Below are 19,270 nucleotides of genomic sequence, written 5' to 3'. Positions count from 1 at the left end.
CCAGCAGCTCGAGCGCCGCAGTCAGGCGCGCAGCGCTCGAGGCGTCGAACTGATCAGCGCTCAGGAATCGATTGTCGCCGATTCTCGGAGCGACGTGAGCTCATCGGGGCCGAGCCCTAGCACATCTGCCATCACATCCTCCGTATCCCCACCCAGCCGCGGAGCAGCAACCGCTTCTGCCGCCGGCGTCCCAGAGAACGACAACGGCACCCGAGGAGCCATCACACGGCCGACTCCCGGCTGCTCGATCTCACCGAACAGCGGGTTCTCCAACGAACACCACGGATCGTTGTTGACGAGCTCTTCGAAGGTCTGAAACTCACCCTGGAGCACACCGGCATTGGCCAATGCAGTAGCCGCCTCGGCGACCGTGTGCGCAGCGAACCACGGGCGCAGCACAACGTCGATGGCCTCACGCGCTTCGAACCGTCCGCCTTCGGTAGACAGATCAACGTCGAGCATGGGCCCGATCATCTCGAGCTTCTCGGACAGCCCCGTCGCCTTGCCCAGTCCGCGCCAGTGCTTGTTCGAGATGACGGCAACCATGATCTCGCGTTCGTCCGAGGTCTTGAACGACTGCCCGTAGGCGCCATAGAGGCCATTGCCCAGCGGTCCACGAGTCTTACCGGTCGACTGCACCTCGGCGATGTATCCGAGGTTGCCCACGGTTGCGAGCATCGCATCGGACAGGGCGAGGTTGATCTCCTGCCCCTTGCCCGAAGTCCGGCGATCGAGCTCAGCGGCAGTAATGCCATTGGCAATGTACAGGCCGGCGATGACATCCCACGCCGGCAGCGCATTGTTGACCGGTCGCTCATCATCGCCGGTGATGATCGGGAACCCGCTGGCCGCATTGATCGTGTAGTCCACGGCCGGCTTCCCATCATGGGACCCATTGAGACGCAGCATGACCAGATCTTCACGGTGCTGGACGAGATTGTCGTAGCTCAGCCATCCGCGAGCGGGCAGGTTCGTCACCAGGGTGCCCGCCTCGGCAATGAGATCGGTCGCGATCTTCTGTCCCTCTTCGGACTTGAGATCGAGGGTGACCGAGCGCTTGCCCTTGTTCAGGCTGGCCCAATAGATCGACGTCCCGTCATCGCTGATCGGCCACCGGTTGGCGTCGATGTTGCCGCCGATCGGGTCGATGCGGATGACGTCGGCACCCAGCTGCGCCAGGGTCATCGCACCCAGAGGTGCTGCGACGAAGGCGGAGATCTCGACGACTTTCAGTCCGGTCAGTGGTGCCGGTCGTGTCTCAGACATGGGTGCTCCTCAGCTTTCCGTGGTCGTCACTGTTGCCGCGATCGCGGTCTGACCATCAGGTCCGATGGCTTCGAGTTCATGGGTGTTCGCTCCGGTGCTGCGACCGACGAGGTGTATCTGCTCGTTCGCGAACAGGGGTGACTTCGCGCGGAAGTCGTACGTAGCGACGCTCGCCTCCGGGTGGTTCTTCATGAATGCGTCGAGCAGGAGTGTCGCGGTCAGCGGGCCGTGGGTGACGAGTCCCGGGTAGCCTTCGACGCCCGTCACATACGGGTGGTCGTAGTGGATGCGGTGGGAGTTGAATGTCAGAGCTGAGTAGCGGAAGAGCGTAACCTCGTTGGGTCGCACCGAGCGCACCCAGTCCCACCCTTCGGGTGCCGGGGAATCCGCACGCGCTGGTGCCGCCGTGGATCCTTCTGGCGCCGAGGTGGCTTCCCGGTAGACGATCGTGTGCCGATCCGTTGTCGCGAGGTTTCCATCGGCGGAGACCTCGTGGCGCAGCACGACGAAGCAGAGGGAACCGCTGCCGCCGGTCTTCTCCGTAATCGATTCGATGGTTGTCGTCCGTGACAGCTTCTGCCCGGCGAGGATGGGTGCATGGAACTGCAGCTTGCTGCCGGCCCACATGCGCCGAGGCAGTCCGACCGGGGGCATGAATCCGCCGAGCTTCACGTGACCGTCTGTTCCCAGTTCGCTCATCGGAACGTCGTCTTCGGCGAAGTGCAACCAGTGTCCCACGGGGAACAGCGTCGCTGGCTCGGTCGACGACGATACGTCCTGTTCGAGCAACGTGGCCAAGCGGGCAGCACTGATCGGAGAGGCAATGTCTTCTTCGGTGCTGGATCGGCCGACCCAGTCCTGCAGGTTGATCTCAGTCATGTCAACGTCCTAACAGTTCATCGGAGATGATGCGCATCTGGATCTCAGACGAGCCCTCGAAGATCTTCGTCAACCGGGCATCACGCCAATGACGCTCCACGGCAAAGTCCTTCGTGTACCCGGCACCACCATGGATCTGGACAGCCTCCGAGGTGACCTTCTCCGCCATCTCCGCGGCCAAGTATTTGACCATCGCCGCTTCCTTGTCACAGCGTGCACCAGAATCGATCTGCGTGCACACGTGATACATCAACGCACGACTGGCCTCGATTTGGGCGGCCATGTCAGCGACCTTGAACCGCAGATGCTGGAAATCAGCCAGAGGATGCCCGAACTGGACCCGCTGCTTCAAGTACGCGATCGAGTCCTCCAACGCCGCCTGCGCCAAACCGATCGAGCGAGCCGCCGTATGCGCACGCCCCACTTCAAGACCCGACACCGCTTGGTAGAAGCCACGATCTTCCTCACCCAGCAGTGCTTCGGCCGGCAGGTGGAAGTCGTCGAAGGCCAGATCCCAGGTCTTCCATCCGAAGTACCCGATCTTCTTCACAGCAGTCCCCGACATACCCTCGGGGAAGGAACCCCGGTTCTTCTCCACGAGGAACGCTGAGATCCCACGATGGCGCTTGGCCTCATCGGTCGAGGTGCGGGCAAAGAGAATCACATAGTCAGCCTGATCGGCAAACGTGCACCACATCTTCGTGCCATTGATGACCCACCCACCGTCCGCGGCACGACTGGCCTTGCACCGGATGTTGGCGACATCGGATCCGGCTTCTGCCTCGGACAGGGCGAAGGCACCCAAATACTCACCTGTGGCGACCTTCGGCAGCAGCCGGGCTTCCTGTTCGGGTGAGAAGCCACCGCCCATCCCGTTGCCCCGAGCCAGCAGTCCACCCACGCTCATCCAGGCACGGGAGAGTTCCTCGGCGACGAGGCAGTACTCGAAGACACCCAATCCGAGGCCGCCGTATTCCTCGGGGATGAGGATGCCGAAGAACCCCATATCGGCCATCTGTTTGATGAACCATTCAGGGAACTGTCCCTCGATGGGGTCGAGCTCATTGGCCAACGGGAGGACCACGTCGTGGGCGAACTCGCGGGCGAGCGCCTGGATCTCGAGGCGTTCCTCGGTCATGAAGTGCGGGGTGTCCGGCCTGGGCCTGGGTTTGTGCGTCATGGTGCGTCTCCCTCTCAGGCCTTGTTGCGGCCGATGAGCTGCTTGGCGATGACGTTGAGCTGGATTTCGTTGGTGCCCTCGCCGACGATCATCAGCGGGGCATCCCGGTAGTAGCGTTCGACGTCGTATTCGGTGGAATATCCGTAACCGCCATGGACACGGATGGCGTCGAGGGCCACCTCGGCGGCCATCTCTGAGGCGTAGTACTTGGCCATGCCGGCCTCCATGTCCACGCGCTCACCGGAATCGTAGGTGCGAGCTGCGTGGAGGACGAGCTGCCGGGCGGCCTCGAGCTTCGTCGCCATCTTCGCCAGCTGGTTGCCCACGGCCTGGTGACGCCAAATCGGCTTGCCCATGGATTCGCGCTCCTGCGAGTACTTCACAGCGTCATTGAGTGCAGCCTGGGCCACACCGAGCGAGCGAGAAGCCACCTGGATGCGGCCGATCTCCAGGCCCTTCATCATCTGCTTGAATCCGACTCCCTCTGCCCCGCCGAGCAGCTGGGACTGCGGCTGGCGCAGGTTCTCGAACACGAGTTCGCAGGTCTCGACACCCTTGTAGCCGAGCTTCGAGAGGTTCTTCGACACCGTGAAACCCTCACCCTTCTCGACAAGGATGATCGAGATGCCCTTGTGGCGGGGCTCTGCACTCGGGTCGGTCTTGCACAGCAGTGCGATGAGATCGGACTTGCGGGCATTGGTGATCCAGGTCTTCGACCCATTGATGACGTAGTCCTCGCCGTCCTTGGCTGCCGAGGTGCGCATGGCCTGCAGGTCAGAGCCACCACCGGGCTCGGTCAGGGCCATGGTCGCACGCAGTTCACCGGTGGCCATGCGCGGCAGGTACTTGTCCTTCTGCTCGCTCGTGCCGTATTCGGCGATGAGCTTGGCCACGACGGTGTGCCCGCCCATGGCACCAGCCAGGGACATCCACCCGCGGGCCAGTTCCTGCGTGATGAGCGCATACGCCTCGGTCGAGACCTTGCCGTCGCCCCAGGGCTCGTCGATCGCGAGTCCGTAGATGCCCATGTCCTTCATGGTCTGGATCCACTTTTCCGGATATTCGTCGGCATGCTCGACCCGGTTGACGTGGGGTTTGACGTCGTGGTCGATGAACTCGGCGACCGTATCGATCATCATCTGCTCTTCGCTGCTGACTGCCATCTCGAAGTCCTTATCCTCTGCTGCTGAAGTTGTGATTGTCTGCCTCGCCGAGGTGGCCCGACGTGGCCGTATTCGTGGTGGTCCGTGACCGGTTCAGTCCAGTCGGGCGCCGTCTTTCGCTGTTCTCGTCCGCCCGAGTCCGATCGTCGTATCCGGTCCAGTGCTGTCGAAGAAGTCGTTGCCCTTGTCGTCGGTAATAATGAAGGCCGGGAAGTCCTCAACTTTGATCCGCCACACTGCTTCCATCCCGAGGTCTTCCATGTCGAGGACTTCGACTTCGGTGATGCAGTCCTGGGCCAGACGGGCCGCGGGCCCGCCGATGGAGCCTAAGTAGAATCCGCCGAATTCGGCGCAGGAGTTCTTCACCTGAGCCGAGCGGTTGCCCTTGGCGAGCATGATCATCGACCCGCCGGCTTCCTGGAACTGGCGCACGTAGGTGTCCATCCGTGAAGCGGTGGTCGGTCCAAACGATCCCGAAGGCATTCCGTCGGGAGTCTTGGCCGGTCCCGCGTAGTAGATGGGGTGGTCCTTGAAATAGTCGGGCAGCTGCCCGCCCTCGCCCAACCGCTGACGTAGGTTCGCATGGACGATGTCGCGGGCCACGATCACGGTGCCGGACAGTGAGAGCCTGTCCCCTACGGCCAGTCGGCTCAGCTGTGACTGGAGTTCGGGCATCGGACGGTCGAGGTCTACCTCGGTGACATTGCCGGATTCGATCTCCTCGACCCGGCCCATCGACGGCAGGAACCTGGCGGGATCGTGCTCGAGCTCTTCGATGAAGACACCCTCGGCGTTGATGCGGGCAAGGATCTGCCGGTCGGCCGAGCAGCTCACGGCGATGGCGATCGGCAGCGATCCGTTGTGGCGTGGGAGCCTGACGACGCGCACGTCGTGGCAGAAGTACTTACCGCCGAACTGGGCGCCGAACCCGAGCGTCTGCGTCAGCTTGAACACGGTGTCTTCGAAGTCCGTGTCGCGGAATCCGTGGCCCAGTGTCGCGTCACCGGCCGTCGGCAGGTCATCGAGGTAGTGGGCGCTGGCAAGCTTCGCGGTCTTGAGCGTGAACTCCGCCGAGGGTCCGCCGATGACCACTGCCAGGTGGTAGGGCGGGCAGGCTGCTGTGCCGAGAGTCGAGATCTTCTCCGCCAGGAAGTCGAGCATCGATGACTCGTTGAGCACGGCCTTCGTCTCCTGGTAGAGGAAGGATTTGTTCGCACTTCCCCCGCCTTTGGCCATGAACAGCAGCTCGTAGTCATCGTCTGGGCTGAGGCCCACTTCGATCTGTGCGGGCAGGTTGGTGCCCGTGTTCTTCTCCTCGAAGAGGCTGACCGGAGCCAACTGTGAGTAGCGAAGGTTGAGTTCTTCGTACGCCTTGTGGATTCCGGCAGAGAGGTGCTTCGCGTCGTCACCATCGGTGAGCACATTGGGTCCGCGTTTGGCGGAGACGATCGCGGTACCTGTGTCTTGGCACATCGGCAGGATCTCCCCGGCTGAGACCGAAGCGTTCTTGAGCAGGTCGAGGGCGACGAAGACGTCGTTGGCGCTGGCCTCCGGATCGTCGATGATGGCGCGCAGGCTGGCCAGGTGGTCGGTGCGCAGGTAGTGCGAGACCTCTTTGAAGGCCACCTCGGCGAGGTCGGTGAGCGTCGACGGCGCGACCTGCAGGAAGGATCTGGACTGGTCGGCCACCTCGGCGTGGATCTGCTTCACACCGTCGATGTCGAGGCGGCGCATGGCCGGCCCCGCACCGCTGGTGGGCAGCAGAGACGTATACGCGAAGGCCGGTGTTGTGTCAGGTTGTTCGGCCATGGTGATCAGACTGCTCCTTCGCGATGGAGTTCGGCAACCTTCTCAGGACTGATTCCCAGATCGCCGAGGATGGTGTCCGTATGGTCTCCGACATCGGGAATCGGATCCATCCGAGGTTCAACCCCGGACATGCCGACCGGAGGCAGCAGCATCGGGATCGGCCCGACCGGGGAACCGACGTCCTGCCAGCGATCGCGCTCGACCAGCTGGGGGTGATCGGCGATCTCAGTCATGTCCCGCTGCCGCGAGTGTGCGACCTTGGCGGTTTCGAGGAGCTCGTCGCATTGCGCGCCGGTGAAGTCGGCGAAGACTGCTTCGATGATGGTTTGCAGCTCATCGCGGTGGGCGTAGCGGTGGGCTGCCCGGTCGAAGCGTTCGTCGGTGACCATGTCCTCTCGACCAAGGACCTGGGTGGCGAAGCTCTTCCATTCGCGTTCGTTCTGGATCGCCAGCATGATCTGGGTGCCGTCGCCGCAGGTGAAGGCGCCATAGGGGGCGATGGCAGCGTGCGAGGTTCCGGCCCGAGTGGGGCGGGTGCCGCTGCCGTGGGTGAAGTAGAGGGGGTAGCCCATCCATTCGACGAGGGAGTCGAAGAGACTGATCTGCAAGGTGGCGCCCTCGCCGGTGCGTTCACGGTTGAACAGCGCGGTGAGGATGCCGGAATACGCGTACATTCCGGCGGAGATGTCCGCCGTTGAGATTCCCGTCTTCGCGGGATGATCCTCAGTCCCCGTCACAGAGACCAAACCTGCCTCGGCCTGCACAAGTGCATCGTATGCCTTGGCATCCTTGTACGGTCCGTCTGGTCCGTATCCGGAGATCGAGGCGTAGATGAGTCGATCATTCATGCCGCGCAGCTCTTCGGCGCCGAAGCCCAGTCGCTCGGCGGCGCCGGGGGCGAAGTTCTGGATGAACACGTCGGCCTCGGCGACGAGGTTGTTGAGGATCTTCTTACCCTCCGGGTGTTTGAGGTCGAGGCTCAGGCTCTCCTTGTTGCGGTTGAGCCACACGAAGTGGCTCGCCATTCCGTTGACCGTGGTGTCGTAGCCGCGAGCGAAGTCCCCGGTTCCGGGTCGTTCGATCTTGATCACACGAGCACCGAGATCGGCGAGTTGCCGAGACGCGAAGGGCGCGGCCACAGCCTGCTCACAACTGATGACGGTGACTCCGGATAAGGGAAGTTCAGCGTGCAAGGGGCCTCCACAGCGAGTTTTCACGAGTTGACGTTCAAATAATACATCTTCTGACTGAGAATGCATTATTAATGATAGAATCTATTGATCGGGATAGACTCATCAAGTCAGACGTGACGATCGTAAGCACGTGCAGTGAGAGCGACGAGCAGAACGAAGGAAAACGGCAGATGGATCAAGAGTCGGCTTCAACGAAGCGTGACATGATCGTCCTCGGCCTGCGCAGGAAGATCCTCGGCCGCGAACTCGAACGCGGCGAACGCCTGCGCCAGGACCAAGTGGCCGAATGGTTCAGCGCCTCGATCACCCCGGTCCGTGAAGCCCTGCGGATCCTCGAGTCCGAAGGCCTTGTGTCCTCCGAGGCTCACCGGGGTGTCCGTGTGGCCGGCGTCGACATCGACCGGCTCAAGTCTCTGTTCATCACCCGCAAACTCACCGAGACCTTCGCCATCGCTCGCGCGACGACAAGGATTTCCCGTCATGAGCTGCGCCAGGCAGAGAAGCTCCTCGAGGCCCTGGACTCCGCCAGCGAAGAAGGCGATGCCATGGGACGCAATACCCGCAACGAGGAGTTCCACTTCTTCTTCTACGACCGATGCGGACTGCCTGCCCTGCGTGATGACATCGCGACCCGGTGGCGAGCCTTCCCGTGGGACCTCACTCTTGACAGCTCGGACCGTCTCAACCAGGTCCACAGTGAGCACCAGGCCATCGTCGATGCCGTGAAACGAATCGATCCCGACGCAGCGGCAACCCACCTCGGCGATCACATCACGAACGGTTTCCTCCGCCTGGCCGAGTCAACGACGGGTGAGCCGATCGCCGACCCCTTCGATTTCGACGCGGACTGACACCGTCACACGCACGCGTGCGAATGGTCACTTCACCTGCGTGTGATGTGACCATTCGGACGCGAGTGGTGCGGACGATTCTCCGAGCCGCGAGCGCTCTGCGTCTCAGCTTGGTCTGCCGTAGGTCTCGAGGAGCCGGAGCCACACCTCGCTGATGGTGGGATACGAGGGCACTGCATGCCAGAGACGGTCGAGTGTCACTTCACCGACGATCGCGATCGTCGCCGAGTGCAGCAGGTCCGCGACGTCCTGACCGACAAATGTTGCGCCGACTATAAGGAGACGCTGCTCGTCGATGACGAGCTTCGCGCGCCCGGTGTAACCGTCGGCGTGGAGGCTTGCGCCGGCCACCGAACCGAGATCGAATTCGACTGTCCTGATCCCGATTCCTTCTTCGCGGGCCTGCGCCTCCGTGAGCCCGACAGCCGCAACCTCGGGGTCGGTGAACACGACGCGAGGCACAGCACGGTGGTCGGCGGTGGCGACGTGTCGCCCCCACTTCTCGCCCGACAGCGGCGTGCCGTTGACACGAGCGGCGATGGCCTCACCCGCGGCACGAGCCTGATATTTGCCTTGATGGGTCAGCAGTGCACGCCCGTTGACATCACCGACGGCGTAGAGCCAATCGGTGCCCTCGACGAGCATCGTGTCATCGACAATCAGGTTGTCATCGATGCCCACGACGTCTAGCCCCAGTCCACTGGTCGCAGGCCGCCGTCCGGTCGAGACGAGCATCTCCTCAGCCTGCAGGGTCGTGCCGTCCTCGAACGCAACGGTGATGCTTCCGTCACTCTCCCGGTCGACGCGCACGGGTGATGGGCCGATGCGCACATCGACGCCTTCGTTCTCGAGTGCCGCGGCGACGTGCTCACCGACGAACGGTTCTTCCCGGCCGAGCAGGGCTTCACGGGAGAGCACGGTGACCCGAGTGCCGAGCGCGGAGAAGGCGAAGGCCATCTCGGTGCCGGCGACGCCTCCGCCGAGGATGATCAGACTCTGCGGCACATGGTCGGCAGCGGTGATTTCGCGGGTCCCCCACGCTCGAGACTCAGCAATCCCCGGAATCGGCGGGATGACCGGGACAGATCCGGTGGCTAACGCGACTGCCCCAGCCGTGTAGACACGGTCTCCGACCTTCACCCGGCCGGGTCCGTCCAATGCGCCGAATCCGCGGATCAGATCGATGCCGGCAGACTCGAGCCAGCTGACCTGACCTTCGTCCTTCCAGTTGTCGGTGAACGCAGTGCGTCGGGCGAGCACGGCGTCTGCATCCAGCCCACCGGTGATGGCTTCGCGGGCGCCAGGGACGCGGCGGGCGGCGCGGATCGCGTGTCCGCTGCGCAGCAATGCCTTCGACGGCATGCAGGCCCAATACGAGCACTCGCCGCCGACCAATTCGGACTCAACGATTGCCACACGCAGACCTTGCTGGGTGGCACTGCCGGCGACGTTCTCGCCAACAGCTCCACCGCCGATGACGATCAGGTCGTAGTCGACTTCGGTGTTTTCCTGGCTCATGCGCTCTGTCCCTTCAGTTTCACGCTCAGTCGGATAGCCGAGACGAGGAAGAAGATCGCGCCGAGGCTTGCGTATCCGGCCGCGCCTGAAATCATGCCGCTGCCCTGGAGTCCCTGGAACAGGAAGCCGGCACCGGCGAAGACCGAGATGCCGCCCGAGAGCATCTGTGCGACCTGGCCGCCGTTGCGGCGGTTGCGAATCGCGGCGATCAGCTGCGGGACACCGACGATGATCGCCCACACGCCCCAGACCGCAAGAGCTGCGGGGATCGCGATCGAAGATGAGACGCCGAGGGCGATCGCAATCGCGACGCTGATGACGACATTGAGCCATTCGACAGTCTTCGAGCGCTGCTTATCCGGGTCTGCCCGCAGCTGCCACAGCACCGCAGCGGCGTCGAAGACGGGGTAGATGACGAGGAGGACTGTCAACAGCGGGGTCGGGTCGGTGGCCTTGGCGGCGGTGGCGAACATGATCCCCACCCAGACGGCGGCGAAGGCGAAGCGGACGAAGTACAGCTTGCGCAGCGAACGGCTATAGGCCGCCGAGGTGTCAGATTGCACGTCCGTGGACTGTGCTGCGGTGGATTGCGTGGTCATTGTTCTGCTCCTGGTGATTTCACGTGGTCGCTCAGGCGACGGTGGTGGTGAGGGTGACGGGAATATTGCCGCGGGTCGCGTTCGAGTAGGGGCACACCTGGTGCGCAGCGGCCACGAGCGCCTCAGCGGCGTCCTGGGCGATGCCGCCTCCAATGTGCACACGCATCGTGGCGTTGAGGACCAAGTTGCCGTCGTCGGTCTTCGTCAGCGACACATCCGCGGTGACAGTGGAATCGGTCACGGGCGTCTTCTGCTGTGCGGCGACCATCTTCAGGGCTGAGTGGAAGCACGATGACCATCCGGCTGCGAAGAGCTGCTCGGGGTTTGTCGCGCCGCCGGGGCCGCCCATCGAAGTGGGAGTGGCCAGAGTGATGTCAAGCAGGCCGTCGTCGGTGACCGCGCGGCCTCCCGCGCGGCCCTCGCCGGTCGAGGTGGCGGTGGTGGTGTAGAGCGTGGCGGACATGCGGTGTCTCCTTTTGGATGATGATGCGAACTAAGTAGAGTTACTAGTTCGTCTACTTCAATAATGTAGACTACTTCGTATACCGACGCAAGCAGCACAGACGAATTCGGAGAAAACGGATGCCACAGAAGGCCTCAGAAAGCACTCGCAGCAGATCGGGTCCCGCCACGCGTGAACGCATTCTTCAGGCCGCGAATGAGATGTTCTACTCGCACGGGATCCGCGGCACGAGCGCGGATCGCATCATTGCGCAGGTGGGCATCACGAAAGTCACCTTCTATCGCCACTTCCCCACGAAAAGCGACCTCGTCGTCGCCTATCTGCAGCAGCAGGCAGCCGGAGAGCGCGCATGGTTCTCCTCGATGCGCCAAGTCGAGGATCCGGAAGGCTCGCTGCATGCGATCGCCGAGGGTGTCGGCACGGCGAGCTGCAGCCCGGGGTTTCGGGGCTGCGCGTTCATCAACGCCGCCGCAGAGTTCGCAGACCCGCAGGATCCGGTGCGTGCGGTCGTCGATGAGCATCGGCAGTGGATGCTTGACGAGTTCGCCTCAATCGCGGCCGAGGCCGGGGCCTCAGATGCCGGCCTCACGGCCCAGCAGCTCATGATCCTGCGCGACGGTGCAATGGTCAACGGCTATCTCGGAGAATCTGCGTCCGTCACAGCGGCACTCTCCACCGCATTCGCCTCGGTGATCGCCGCAGCGAACCTCTGAACCGAGCCCAGAGGGGCATCCACGATCACTGTTGAGGCGAACCTGTTACGCACGGTACCCGCCGTCGATGTTGAGCACCGTGCCCGTGACGTAGGACGCTTCCGGGCTGGCGAGGAAGACAACACCCGCAGCAATCTCCTCTGGCCTGGCGTATCTGCCGATCGCCGTCGTGGAGAGGAACATGGGTGCGGCAGCGCTGTCGGCAGGGTTCATCTCTGTGTCGGTAAAGCCGACTTGGACCACGTTCACCGTGATTCCTCGGTGCGCGAGATCGCGGGCCGCGCCGCGACTGTAGCCCTCGAGAGCAGACTTGGACGCTGCATAGTCAGCCATCCCGGAGAAGCCTGTTCGCGTGGCAACTCCACTGCTGATGCTCACGATCCTCCCACCCTCAGGCAGGATCGGGAACGCCGTTCTGATCGCCGCGACTGGACCGGTGTAGTTCACCGCGAACTGGTGGTCGATACTGGACTCATCGACATCCTCGCTATCGATAAGGGCTGGAGCACTGACGCCCGCATTATTGACCAGGATGTCGAGGCGCCCGAAATGTTCCTTCACACTGTGGATGAGACCTGCCGCCTGCGCCGCATCAGCCTGGTCGGCGCGAAAGGCTGCCGCGCGCACTCCTTTCGCCTCCAGATCAGCGACCACTGCCTTGGCGCGATCCGCCGAGGATGAGTAGCTGATCGCGACATCAGCTCCTTCATCAGCCAGCGCCCGGGCCGATGCTGCCCCGATCCCTCGTGATCCGCCCGTGACGATCGCTACCTTGCCATTCAGCTTTCCCATGATCTCCCTGCTTCCATTTCGATTCACGCCGCCATTCTTGACCGCTCGGTCCACAATAGAGAGTTCTGGACCATTGAGTCAAGAACACGTATCCTGGGGCCATGGCACGTCCACGAGCATTCGACGAGAAGCAGATACTGGATGCGGCTCAGGAGCAGTTCTGGGACGCAGGCTACGCCGCGACCTCGATGGAGGACCTGATGCAGGTCAGCGGGCTGGGCAAGGGCAGCATCTACGCGGCATTCGGCGACAAGCGTCAACTCTTCCTCCGAGCGCTGCGGAGCTACATCGACAGCAATCATGAGAATCTTCGGAAAGTCCTGGGCGAGACTCCACGAGCGATCAGTGCTTTGCGAATGCTGCTCGAGGCGCCGGTCGACGAGGGGGACGACTCCGGTGTTCGGCGGGGCTGCCTGCTGGCCAATAGCACCTCCGAGCTGGGCAATGCCGACCCGGAGGTTCTCACCCTCGCTCATGCGACCTACGAAACATCGACTGAACTTATCGCCGATTGCATCTCCCGCGCCCAGGATGAAGGGGATCTGCAAGCCGAATCGGATGCGATTGCGCTGGCACGCGCCATTCTCACCGCTCAACAAGGGATCGTGTACATGAGCAGGACGGGAATGAGCACGGCCGCGCTCAAGGCCACATCCCGGTCACTCGCAGATCACCTTCTGCCGGCCCGTTCCAGCGACTGAATCGACAGGCACCGAAAAACGACCAGACGGGCCGTTGCCACAACAGCGCCTTCATCCGCCCTTGCCTTGCAATTGTCCGCACTGCGCGGGCCCGAGATCCCGCTTCACGGGAAACAATGCATTCTTTTTCAGATAATATTGGAAATCGCTGAGATCTCGTCTAAGCTCAAAAACGTTTGATCGTGCGGGTGATGCAGCCCACTGATCTCACACACCGATTCCTACAACTGGAGCTGACGATGACGTCGATACGACGATCCGGGTGGAAACCTTTGGTTGCCTGCCTGTCGATCTGCCTGCTCGTTCTGAGTGGCTGCAATCCCGCGCGCAGCGGCAAGCAGGAGAAGTTCGAACTGCGCTTTGCCCATGTGACGTCGACGGGTACGCCGAAGGGACTCGCCGCCGATTACTTTGCGAAGCAGATCGAGGAGAAATCCGACGGTCGTATCCAGGTCGAGGTCTTTCCGAACTCGGAGCTCTACGGCGACAAGGATGAGATGCAGGCGCTGCAGTCCAACGCCGTGCAGATGCTCGCCCCGGCGAGCGCGAAGTTCACGACGATCGCACCGAGCCTGCAGGTCCTCGACCTCCCATTCATCTTCGACGAACCCGATGAGATCCCGGACATCGTCAGCCCTGAGACCGAAATCGGGAAGGCGATCTACGCCAACCCCGACCTCGAGGCCAACGGGCTCAAAGTCCTCGGCCTGTGGGACTCCGGAATGAAGCAGATCCATTCGAACAACCCAACGCTCTCGCCTAAAGACATGAAGGGCAAGAAGTACCGCATCCAGCCCTCCGACGTTCTGCGCACCCAGTTCGAGACCTGGGGCGGAATCCCCTCTCCCCTGGCCTTCGCCGAGGTCTACAACGGTCTCCAGCAGGGACTCATCGACGGCGGTGAGAACACCTACTCGAACATTGAGTCACAGAAGATGCATACGGTCCAGAAATACGTGACCGAACTCGACCACGGGTACATCGGCTACATCCTCACTGTGAACAAACGGTGGTACGACGAACTGCCCGCTGACCTGCAGGCAGTCGTCGACGAATCCGCCGACGAGGCCTCCGCATTCAACCGACAGGAGTCACAGAAGGTCAACGCAGAGTCGAAGCGACTCATCGAGGAATCCGGTGGCACGACAATCGTCGTGCCCACGAAGAAGGAGCGCCAGTCGTTCAAGGACATGGTTGTGCCCTCCGAGTACGAGAAGTACCGGGATGTCATCGGCCCCGAGGTCGTCGACGAGCTCCTGCAGCGTGACAAGGAACGGGAGTGACGATGAGAACCTTCGACAAGTATCTGAGCCGGGTGGAGAACTTCCTGGCCGGCGCCAGCCTCATCGGCGCCACAGCACTCGCGGTCTTCGCCGTGCTTCTGCGCAACATCACCGGTGATGTCCTGTTCTGGTCCGAAGAGGCCATCATCTACCTCATCATCTGCTCGACCTTCTTCGGCGCAGTCGTGACCCTGCGACACAACGATCACGTCGCCGTGGACATCATGCCGACGCTGCTCAAGGGCAAGAAGAAGAAGTTCTTCGTTGTCCTCGGCGGCCTGGCCACCCTCGTCTACGCGGGTTTCATCGCCTACCTGTCCTGGGCACTCATCAGTGAGCCCTTCTCAAGGACGACGATCACCCCGGCACTCAAGCTGCCTCTGTGGGTCGTCGAACTCTCGCTTGCGGTGGGGATGACGATGTTCCTCATCCGTGCGGCCGAGATGCTCATCCGTGCCATCAAGGCCCCGGCCGAGGAACTCGACAAGGACGTGTTTGCTGAGGAAGCCGCGGCGGTCGGCATCGACGTCAACGACATCGCCATCGACGACACGAAGGAAGGGGATCGCTGATGCTCGAAGCAACATTCGTTCTCATTGCAGTCCTCATTCTGCTGCTCGTCACCTCGGCGCCCATCGCGGTGGCACTGGGCCTGACCAGCCTTGTCTACTTCTACTACTTCACGCTCATCCCGATGACTCAAGTCTCGGAACGGCTGTTCAATGCGCTCAACTCGTTCCCGCTCATGGCGATCCCGTTCTTCATCCTCGCGGCAAACATCATGTCCCGCGGCGGAATCTCGCGCCGGCTGACCGATTTCGGTGCCGCAATGGTCGGGCATCTGCGCGGCGGAATGGCGATCACCACGGTGCTCGCGTGCATGTTCTTCGCCGCGGTCTCCGGCTCGTCGCCTGCCACGGTCGTCGCCGTCGGCGCGCTGATGATCCCGGCCATGATGCGAAACGGCTATCCGAAGGAGTTCTCCACCGGACTCGTGGCCACGTCGGGGTCCTTGGGCATCCTCATTCCCCCGTCGATTCCGCTCATCGTCTTCGGCATCGCCACCGAACAGAACATCGGCGATCTGTTCCTCGCCGGCATCCTGCCGGGCATCCTCGCCGGCGTCATGCTGCTGGCCATGGCCGTGTTCGTGGCATGGAAGAAGGGCTACGGACACGCGGGAGCCGGCTTCAAATTGTCGAATGCCGACAAACTCAAGGCCTTCCGCGACGCTATCCTCGCACTGGCGCTGCCGTTCCTCGTCCTCGGCGGAATCTACTCCGGCTGGTTCACCCCCACCGAGGCGGCGGCCGTCGCAGTCGCCTACTCCCTGGTGGTGTCCCTGGTCATCTACCGCGAGATCAAGATCTCGCAGCTCTGGGAAGTCACGCTCTCGTCGGTGAAGACCTCGGCGATGGTCATGTTCATCATCGCCAACGGCATCCTCTTCACCTTCGTGCTGGCCAGCGAGCGGATTCCGGGGTCGATATCGGCAACGATCACCGACTGGGACCTGCAGCCCTGGCAGTTCCTCATCCTCGTCAACATCCTGCTGCTGTTCGTGGGATGTGTGATGGAGACGTCCTCAGCGATCCTCATCCTCGCTCCCATCCTGCTGCCGATCGCCATGGAGCTGGGCATCGACCCGATCCACTTCGGCATCATCGTCGTGATGAATCTGGAGATCGGCATGATCACGCCGCCGCTGGGACTCAACCTGTTCGTCGCCTCAGGCATGTCGGGCATGAGCGTGATGAGCGTGGCGAAGGCCGCCATCCCGAGCGCCCTTGTGCTCCTGGCGGCCCTGGCGCTGGTGACCTTCGTGCCGTTCTTCGCGACGGCGTTCGTGGGGTCGTAGGGCCCGAGGAAGATCGATCACTTTTGGTGCAGGTGGACAGTTTGCGGACTGGTCACCTGCACCATAAGTGTTCAGTGGTCATGGAAGCGTGACGAAGGCCGCCGGCCCTTCGCCACGCCCACCCACAGCGCGCTGTCAGCTTTCATCTGGATAATCGTAGTCAGCCGCCTACATGCAGACTTCCGGAAGGAACATGGACGACTATCGAAGTCCCGGCTGGGACATCATTGGCAGTATCAGACCTCAGCAACATCCCGCGCGGGCAGGTGAACTCCGTTGACCTGGCTTCTCTCGCTTCTCATCGGCCTGCTCGTCGTCCTGCTCATCACAGTGGCCACCGGCTACTTCGTGGCCCAGGAATTCGCCTATATGGCCGTCGACCGTTCTCGCCTGTCCGCCCGGTCGGCCGCCGGCGACAAAGCCGCGGAGCGCGCTCAATCGATCACTCGCCGCACCTCTTTCATGCTCTCGGGTGCTCAGCTGGGCATCACCGTCACCGGGCTGCTGGTCGGCTATGTCGCCGAACCCCTCATCGGCACGGCCATCGGCGAGGCCCTCGGTGGGACGTCGATCCCCACCGGCACCGGAGTCGTCATCGGCACCGTGCTCGCCCTGGTCGTGGCGACGATCATCCAGATGGTCTTCGGCGAACTCTTCCCGAAGAACCTCGCGATCGCCCGCCCCGAACCGCTGGCTATCTGGCTTGCACGATCGACTGCGATCTATCTCGCCGTCTTCGGTTGGCTCATCACGATCTTCGACAGGGCATCGAACGCCCTGCTGAAGGTCCTGGGAATCGAACCCGTCCACGATGTCGACCACTCCGCGACCCGTCGCGATCTCAAACATATCGTCGCGGACTCACGCCAGAGCGGGGATCTCGTCGACGAGGATTCCCTCATCCTCGACCGCATCCTCGACTTCCCTCAGCAGAGCGTCGACCACGCCACCGTGCCCCGGTCTCGGGTCGATGTCATCGGCGAGGACACGCCGCTTCATCAGGTGCGAACCCTCATGCAGACCGGTCATTCCCGGTACCCGGTACTCAACGACGCCGAAGAGGTGGTCGGCACGATCGATCTCCTCGACGTCCTCTCCGCTGCTGATGACGAGGATCTGCGTCTCTTGCTCAAATCGCCGGTCTTCGTTCCCGAGTCCCTCCCCCTGCCCGACGCCGTGCGCACCCTGGCTGAGAACCGGGCCCAGATGGGCTGCGTCGTCGATGAGTACGGAGGGTTCTCCGGCATCGTCACGATCGAGGACCTCGGCGAGGAACTCGTCGGTGACATCGTCGACGAACACGATGAGGCGATCGAGGAGATCGTCGCAGATGATGACGGCACCTGGACGGCTCCGGGGGCGATGCCCCTCGACGAGCTCTCCCGCGCGCTCCACCGCGAACTGCCCGCCACCTCGGCGCAGACGCTCTCAGGCCTTGTCATCGAACAGGCCAAGGGCTTCCCCGAGGTCGGTGACCGGATCGAGATCACCTTGCCCATCGACCCAGCCGAGCTCGCCGACACACGAGCGCCGAGTCCGGTCAGGCTCACCGTCGACGTCCTCGAGGTGTCCTCCCATGTGCCCTCCCAGCTGCGGATCGGAATCGAGGTTCAGCGATGAGCAACCCCTGGGTCATTGTCACCCTCACTGTTCTCTTCATCGGCCTCAGCGCGTTCTTCGTCGCCGTGGAATTCGCCCTCATCGCCGCCAAACGCCACCGGCTGGAAGATGCGGCGGCCGACAGCCGCTCGGCCAGAGCGGCGCTGCGCAGCTCCACCGAGCTCTCCGTCCTCCTCGCCGGTTCCCAGCTGGGCATCACGGCGTGCACCCTGGCACTGGGTGCGATCACGAAGCCCGCGGTTCATCATTGGATCACGCCGGTCGCCGAGGCTCTGGGTCTGCCGCTGTGGATCGCCGACCTCACCGGATTCGTCCTCGCCCTCATCATCGTCACGTTCCTCCATCTCGTTGTCGGTGAGATGGCCCCGAAATCGTGGGCTGTGGCGCACCCGGAGCGCTCCGCGATCCTACTCGCGCTGCCGATGCGGGCGTTCATGTTCCTCACCCGGCCCCTGCTCCACGTGCTCAACAACGCGGCCAACGCCTGCCTGCGACTCGTCGGCGTCGAACCCGTCGACGAGGTCGATCAGGGCCACACCTCGGACGATCTGCGGGAGCTGCTGCGTCATTCGGCGCAGGCGGGAACTATCGAACGGGAGTCTTCGGATGCACTGCTCGGTGCTCTCGAGCTGACTCAGCTCAGCCTCGGCGAACTGGTGGCAGAACGTGGTCAGCCGACTGCTGTCGGACCGGGTGCGACGGTGGCTCAGGTACGTGACGCCGCACAGCGCGATCGCCACCGACGCATCCTCGTGCACACTGTGCCTGGGCAACCACCGACCCACGTGGTCCATGTCCGCGATGTCCTCGGCCTCGCCGGCGGGGACACCATCACCGAGGTGGCTCACTCGGTCGAGGTCCTGCCCGCAACGATGACCGTCGGCCGCGCCTTCGGTGCAATGAAGGATGCAGGGACACAGCTGGCACTGGTCGAGAGATCTGATGGCAGCCATGCGGTGGTCACGGTCACCGATGTGCTCAGCTACCTGCTCTCGGCAGACGATTCCGGCAGACGCAGTGCCGAATTCTGAGGTTCACCACCTCGGCGATCCTCGAGCCTGGATCGCTCGTCCGCGTCGGCCTTACGGTCAATATGCCACACTGGCCCGTATGGTCCCCGGCACCGTGAATGAACTCTCAGCGCACGATCGAATGATCCTCGACCTGGAGAAGACAGAGCACACGTCAGCTGCTCGCGACGCGCTGTGCCGACGCATCGAGCTGCCACCAGATGAGTACACCATCGTGCTTGAGGGGCTTGTCGATACGGATGCTGCCTATAGCTACGCCCCAGACGTCGTGGATCGAGTCAGGCATCTGAGAGCGGAGAGGTTTGCATTCGAACGACGGCACGGGCGGTGGAAGAGCCCCCGCTCTTAGCT

The 19,270-nt window shown here is 62.8% G+C and carries 19 protein-coding genes; 9 read left to right on the top strand and 10 right to left on the bottom strand.

Going from position 1 to position 19,270, the window contains the following annotated elements; translation table 11 throughout:
- Positions 1–60 precede the first annotated feature (60 nt).
- The 6 genes from FO013_RS18975 to FO013_RS18950 all read right to left on the bottom strand — a co-directional run bounded on the left by FO013_RS18975 (position 61) and on the right by FO013_RS18950 (position 7,490).
- Positions 61–1,266 (bottom strand): CoA transferase, encoded by a 1,206-nt coding sequence (locus FO013_RS18975; protein WP_143924128.1) that lies wholly within the window; start codon positions 1,264–1,266, stop codon positions 61–63.
- A gap of 9 nt (positions 1,267–1,275) precedes the next feature.
- The gene (locus FO013_RS18970; RefSeq protein ID WP_143924127.1) at positions 1,276–2,145 is read right to left on the bottom strand and encodes an HTD2 family dehydratase; all 870 of its coding nucleotides are present in this window, start codon (positions 2,143–2,145) and stop codon (positions 1,276–1,278) included.
- Between the two features lies 1 nt (position 2,146).
- Entirely contained in the window at positions 2,147–3,325 is a 1,179-nt protein-coding gene (locus FO013_RS18965; RefSeq protein ID WP_143924126.1) for an acyl-CoA dehydrogenase family protein, read from the bottom strand.
- A 14-nt stretch (positions 3,326–3,339) separates the two neighbouring features.
- The gene (locus FO013_RS18960; RefSeq protein WP_143924125.1) at positions 3,340–4,488 is read right to left on the bottom strand and encodes an acyl-CoA dehydrogenase family protein; all 1,149 of its coding nucleotides are present in this window, start codon (positions 4,486–4,488) and stop codon (positions 3,340–3,342) included.
- A gap of 93 nt (positions 4,489–4,581) precedes the next feature.
- Entirely contained in the window at positions 4,582–6,297 is a 1,716-nt protein-coding gene (locus FO013_RS18955; RefSeq protein WP_143924124.1) for a FumA C-terminus/TtdB family hydratase beta subunit, read from the bottom strand.
- Between the two features lie 5 nt (positions 6,298–6,302).
- A complete protein-coding gene (locus FO013_RS18950) occupies positions 6,303–7,490 on the bottom strand; it encodes a CaiB/BaiF CoA transferase family protein (RefSeq protein ID WP_143924123.1) in 1,188 nt (395 codons plus the stop codon).
- A 170-nt stretch (positions 7,491–7,660) separates the two neighbouring features.
- Here FO013_RS18950 and FO013_RS18945 point away from each other — a divergent pair, with 170 nt between their 5' ends.
- Positions 7,661–8,341 carry a GntR family transcriptional regulator gene (locus FO013_RS18945; RefSeq protein ID WP_186293208.1) on the top strand — a complete coding sequence of 227 codons (681 nt, stop codon included), beginning with the start codon at positions 7,661–7,663 and terminating at the stop codon, positions 8,339–8,341.
- A gap of 105 nt (positions 8,342–8,446) precedes the next feature.
- Here FO013_RS18945 and FO013_RS18940 read toward each other — a convergent pair whose 3' ends face one another.
- From FO013_RS18940 to FO013_RS18930, 3 genes are read right to left on the bottom strand one after another with little or no spacing between them, the layout of a single operon-like run.
- The gene (locus tag FO013_RS18940) at positions 8,447–9,859 is read right to left on the bottom strand and encodes a dihydrolipoyl dehydrogenase family protein (RefSeq protein WP_143924121.1); all 1,413 of its coding nucleotides are present in this window, start codon (positions 9,857–9,859) and stop codon (positions 8,447–8,449) included.
- Positions 9,856–10,458 (bottom strand): hypothetical protein, encoded by a 603-nt coding sequence (locus tag FO013_RS18935; protein WP_222103679.1) that lies wholly within the window; start codon positions 10,456–10,458, stop codon positions 9,856–9,858. The genes FO013_RS18940 and FO013_RS18935 overlap by 4 nt, the downstream gene beginning before the upstream one ends.
- A gap of 31 nt (positions 10,459–10,489) precedes the next feature.
- The gene (locus FO013_RS18930) at positions 10,490–10,921 is read right to left on the bottom strand and encodes an Ohr family peroxiredoxin (protein WP_143924120.1); all 432 of its coding nucleotides are present in this window, start codon (positions 10,919–10,921) and stop codon (positions 10,490–10,492) included.
- Between the two features lie 119 nt (positions 10,922–11,040).
- Here FO013_RS18930 and FO013_RS18925 point away from each other — a divergent pair, with 119 nt between their 5' ends.
- The gene (locus tag FO013_RS18925) at positions 11,041–11,634 is read left to right on the top strand and encodes a TetR/AcrR family transcriptional regulator (protein ID WP_143924119.1); all 594 of its coding nucleotides are present in this window, start codon (positions 11,041–11,043) and stop codon (positions 11,632–11,634) included.
- A 45-nt stretch (positions 11,635–11,679) separates the two neighbouring features.
- Here FO013_RS18925 and FO013_RS18920 read toward each other — a convergent pair whose 3' ends face one another.
- The gene (locus tag FO013_RS18920) at positions 11,680–12,426 is read right to left on the bottom strand and encodes an SDR family NAD(P)-dependent oxidoreductase (RefSeq protein ID WP_143924118.1); all 747 of its coding nucleotides are present in this window, start codon (positions 12,424–12,426) and stop codon (positions 11,680–11,682) included.
- Between the two features lie 101 nt (positions 12,427–12,527).
- On the opposite strand from FO013_RS18920, the gene FO013_RS18915 reads away from it, so the two are divergent.
- The 7 genes from FO013_RS18915 to FO013_RS23180 all read left to right on the top strand — a co-directional run bounded on the left by FO013_RS18915 (position 12,528) and on the right by FO013_RS23180 (position 19,268).
- Complete coding sequence (locus FO013_RS18915) at positions 12,528–13,127, top strand: TetR/AcrR family transcriptional regulator (RefSeq protein ID WP_143924117.1); 600 nt, start codon at positions 12,528–12,530, stop codon at positions 13,125–13,127.
- Positions 13,128–13,366: 239 nt separating this feature from the next.
- Entirely contained in the window at positions 13,367–14,410 is a 1,044-nt protein-coding gene (locus tag FO013_RS18910) for a DctP family TRAP transporter solute-binding subunit (protein WP_186293207.1), read from the top strand.
- Positions 14,411–14,412: 2 nt separating this feature from the next.
- Positions 14,413–14,982 (top strand): TRAP transporter small permease, encoded by a 570-nt coding sequence (locus FO013_RS18905; RefSeq protein ID WP_260848273.1) that lies wholly within the window; start codon positions 14,413–14,415, stop codon positions 14,980–14,982.
- Positions 14,982–16,268: a TRAP transporter large permease gene (locus tag FO013_RS18900; RefSeq protein WP_143924114.1), complete on the top strand. Its 1,287-nt coding sequence runs from the start codon at positions 14,982–14,984 to the stop codon at positions 16,266–16,268. Before FO013_RS18905 ends, FO013_RS18900 begins: the two co-directional genes overlap by 1 nt.
- Positions 16,269–16,544: 276 nt before the next feature.
- Positions 16,545–17,888, top strand: coding sequence for a hemolysin family protein (locus FO013_RS18895; RefSeq protein ID WP_143924113.1), 1,344 nt, complete (start codon positions 16,545–16,547; stop codon positions 17,886–17,888).
- Positions 17,885–18,919, top strand: coding sequence for a CNNM domain-containing protein (locus FO013_RS18890; RefSeq protein ID WP_143924112.1), 1,035 nt, complete (start codon positions 17,885–17,887; stop codon positions 18,917–18,919). Before FO013_RS18895 ends, FO013_RS18890 begins: the two co-directional genes overlap by 4 nt.
- A complete protein-coding gene (locus FO013_RS23180) occupies positions 18,831–19,268 on the top strand; it encodes a DUF3263 domain-containing protein (protein ID WP_313900596.1) in 438 nt (145 codons plus the stop codon). Before FO013_RS18890 ends, FO013_RS23180 begins: the two co-directional genes overlap by 89 nt.
- Positions 19,269–19,270 lie beyond the last annotated feature (2 nt).

It is taken from the genome of Brevibacterium aurantiacum (assembly GCF_007558825.1).
GTDB lineage: Bacteria > Actinomycetota > Actinomycetes > Actinomycetales > Brevibacteriaceae > Brevibacterium > Brevibacterium aurantiacum_A.
This window is presented reverse-complemented; position numbering and strand designations above follow the sequence as displayed.

What these genes read in the sequence shown, in the direction of transcription:
- FO013_RS23180 (WP_313900596.1), top strand. Translation starts at nt 18,831, where the DNA reads ATGGCAGCCATGCGGTGGTCACGGTCACCGATGTGCTCAGCTACCTGC.
- FO013_RS18900 (WP_143924114.1), top strand. Translation starts at nt 14,982, where the DNA reads ATGCTCGAAGCAACATTCGTTCTCATTGCAGTCCTCATTCTGCTGCTC.
- FO013_RS18910 (WP_186293207.1), top strand. Translation starts at nt 13,367, where the DNA reads ATGACGTCGATACGACGATCCGGGTGGAAACCTTTGGTTGCCTGCCTG.
- FO013_RS18930 (WP_143924120.1), bottom strand. Translation starts at nt 10,921, where the DNA reads ATGTCCGCCACGCTCTACACCACCACCGCCACCTCGACCGGCGAGGGC.
- FO013_RS18965 (WP_143924126.1), bottom strand. Translation starts at nt 3,325, where the DNA reads ATGACGCACAAACCCAGGCCCAGGCCGGACACCCCGCACTTCATGACC.
- FO013_RS18915 (WP_143924117.1), top strand. Translation starts at nt 12,528, where the DNA reads ATGGCACGTCCACGAGCATTCGACGAGAAGCAGATACTGGATGCGGCT.
- FO013_RS18905 (WP_260848273.1), top strand. Translation starts at nt 14,413, where the DNA reads ATGAGAACCTTCGACAAGTATCTGAGCCGGGTGGAGAACTTCCTGGCC.
- FO013_RS18955 (WP_143924124.1), bottom strand. Translation starts at nt 6,297, where the DNA reads ATGGCCGAACAACCTGACACAACACCGGCCTTCGCGTATACGTCTCTG.
- FO013_RS18925 (WP_143924119.1), top strand. Translation starts at nt 11,041, where the DNA reads ATGCCACAGAAGGCCTCAGAAAGCACTCGCAGCAGATCGGGTCCCGCC.
- FO013_RS18945 (WP_186293208.1), top strand. Translation starts at nt 7,661, where the DNA reads ATGGATCAAGAGTCGGCTTCAACGAAGCGTGACATGATCGTCCTCGGC.
- FO013_RS18975 (WP_143924128.1), bottom strand. Translation starts at nt 1,266, where the DNA reads ATGTCTGAGACACGACCGGCACCACTGACCGGACTGAAAGTCGTCGAG.
- FO013_RS18935 (WP_222103679.1), bottom strand. Translation starts at nt 10,458, where the DNA reads ATGACCACGCAATCCACCGCAGCACAGTCCACGGACGTGCAATCTGAC.
- FO013_RS18940 (WP_143924121.1), bottom strand. Translation starts at nt 9,859, where the DNA reads ATGAGCCAGGAAAACACCGAAGTCGACTACGACCTGATCGTCATCGGC.
- FO013_RS18970 (WP_143924127.1), bottom strand. Translation starts at nt 2,145, where the DNA reads ATGACTGAGATCAACCTGCAGGACTGGGTCGGCCGATCCAGCACCGAA.
- FO013_RS18960 (WP_143924125.1), bottom strand. Translation starts at nt 4,488, where the DNA reads ATGGCAGTCAGCAGCGAAGAGCAGATGATGATCGATACGGTCGCCGAG.
- FO013_RS18890 (WP_143924112.1), top strand. Translation starts at nt 17,885, where the DNA reads ATGAGCAACCCCTGGGTCATTGTCACCCTCACTGTTCTCTTCATCGGC.
- FO013_RS18920 (WP_143924118.1), bottom strand. Translation starts at nt 12,426, where the DNA reads ATGGGAAAGCTGAATGGCAAGGTAGCGATCGTCACGGGCGGATCACGA.